The sequence below is a fragment of the Kribbella sp. genome, from assembly GCF_035655035.1.
In the GTDB taxonomy this organism is placed as follows: domain Bacteria; phylum Actinomycetota; class Actinomycetes; order Propionibacteriales; family Kribbellaceae; genus Kribbella.
Map to the genome: position 1 here is coordinate 1 of NZ_DASRVN010000410.1, position 2,060 is coordinate 2,060.

The 2,060-nt window shown below is 71.2% G+C and carries 1 protein-coding gene and 1 pseudogene; both read left to right on the plus strand.

From position 1 onward, the window contains the following. The first annotated feature begins 318 nt into the window (after nucleotides 1-318). Complete coding sequence (locus VFF46_RS22990; RefSeq protein WP_325039258.1) at nucleotides 319-1,524, plus strand: neutral zinc metallopeptidase; 1,206 nt, start codon at nucleotides 319-321, stop codon at nucleotides 1,522-1,524. An 18-nt stretch (nucleotides 1,525-1,542) separates the two neighbouring features. After that, a pseudogene (locus tag VFF46_RS22995) lies at nucleotides 1,543-2,060 on the plus strand (hypothetical protein); the annotation flags it as partial.

Sequence of the window (2,060 nt, forward strand, 5' to 3'; positions counted from 1 at the left end):
GAGGGCCCGGCCGCCAACATCCTGCAGAACGCCGCGCCGGACCGGATCGACGACCTGCTCCCGTCCGCCGTCCTGTTCGCCCGGCGGGTCGAGTCCGATCCGCGGCTGCTGGCCGGCAGCCAGCACTTCCTCGGGTACGGACGGGTAACCGGCTGACTGCGTCCGGTAGCGGCGGTCGCGAAACGGTGTCAATAGCTGCAACCCGGTTCTCCCCGAGGCGGTCCAGGCCGTAATATCAGCCGGCGGTCGGCTCTGGGGTGTTGCCGGCCTTTCTGACGGGGTCCGGCGGAGGCCGGTACTGGGGAGAAGCGGAAACCTATGGCGGACGAGTCGGCGCCCAAGCCCGGGCATTTCCTGCCCGGCGGCGACGGGGACCGGACGACGGCGGACAACCGGAAGCCGGACGGATCGGCACCGTTGGCGGCACCCACACCACGGCTCGGCCGGGACGACCAGTCGGTCCATCCCCAGCTGCGCGGCAGCCGGATCGACCCGAGCCGGACGACGCTGTCCGGCACCCGGCTCGGCCCGCCGCCCGCGGACGACCGCGCGGCCGCGGCGTACCGCGAGGTGTTCCACCCGGAGCCGATCCCGTTCGTACCGAAGAAACGCTCCAAGGGGCTGATCGCGCTGATCGTCGCCGCGGTCCTGCTGGTGCTCGGCGGCGGCGCGACGTTCGCGGTCAAGGTGCTGTCGAACTACGACGGCTTCGTCGCGAACCCGATGGGTACGCCGTCGGTGAACCCGGGCGACAGCGCGACCGGCGGGCCGACGACCACCGCGCCGGTCGGCAAGGGTACGCCGGACGCCGACATCGTCGGCAAGAATGCGATCTACAGCGCCGGAAAGCTGCCGGCGGTGAACTGTCCCGAGCCCGCGTTCCGCCCGACCTCCAAGGAGAACGTGCGCTCGTACTACCAGGCGCTGACCGCATGTATGGACAAGGCCTGGAAGCCGCTCGTCACCAAGGCGGGCTTCGAGTTCCGGTCGCCGCGGCTGATCGTCTTCGACGACGGCGAGGAGACCGCGTGCGGCGTACAGCAGGATCTCGCGTCGTACTGCCCGGACGACCAGGGCGGCAGCGTGACGATGCCGTGGCAGAAGCTCGTCGAGGACTACCCGAAGCACCGGGCCGCGACCCGGGTGGAGATGGCGCAGGCGTTCGGCTTCGTGTACGGCGTCCACGTGCAGAACCTGGCCGGGATGGTCGAGGCCTCGGCCAACCTCGCGGACGCCGCCGCGAACAAGGCCGCCGAGCTGGATCAGGACCGGCGCGCGGCGCTGCAGGCGTCCTGCTTCGGCGCGGTGTTCTTCGGTGCCGCCCGGGCGAGCTTCCCGCTGCGCGGCGAGCTGCTGCAGCAGTGGAACGACCAGGTCCGGCGCGGCGGCGACGAGTACGCCAAGGACAAGGTCCGCGACCACGGCTCGAGCAAGAGCAACACGCTGTGGATGAACCAGGGCTTCGCGACCACGAACCCCGGTGCCTGCAACACTTTCGGCGCAGCATCCGCCAAGGTCAGCTGAGCGAGATGGGAACGATCGATGCCTGACTCCGTCCCGAAGCCGGGCCATTTCACTACCGGGGAACCCGCTCCCGGGTCCGAGCCGCTGACCCTGAAGACCGCACAGCCCGTCGGTCTCGGCAAGGCGCGCCCGGTGGAGTTCGACGCCTCGTCCGTACGCCGGAAAGCGCGGCCGCTGCCGACCGAGCCGGGGACCGAGAGCGACTACAGCGGCCCGCCCACCGCGCCGCTCACCGGTGCGCCGTACACGCCGCTCACCGGTACGCGTCGCGCCGGCGGTCCGCGCCCGAGCGGCTGGCACTCCAACCCGTCGCGCTCGGGTGCGCAGTACACCGCCGAGCTCCCGCCGCTCAAACCACCGCGCCGGTACTCGCGCCCGATCGTCGCCGGCCTGTCCGTCCTGGTCGTCGTCATGCTGACGGGTGCCGCCATCGGCGGCTTCAAGCTCGTCGACTCGTACGGCCTCCAGCGCCCGCTCTCCCAACCGTCGATCAAGAAGTCCGAAGCCCCGCTCCCGGTCCCTCCGGACCCGACTGT

Coding starts and splice junctions, on each gene's coding strand:
- VFF46_RS22990 (WP_325039258.1), top strand. CDS start 319: ATGGCGGACGAGTCGGCGCCCAAGCCCGGGCATTTCCTGCCCGGCGGC.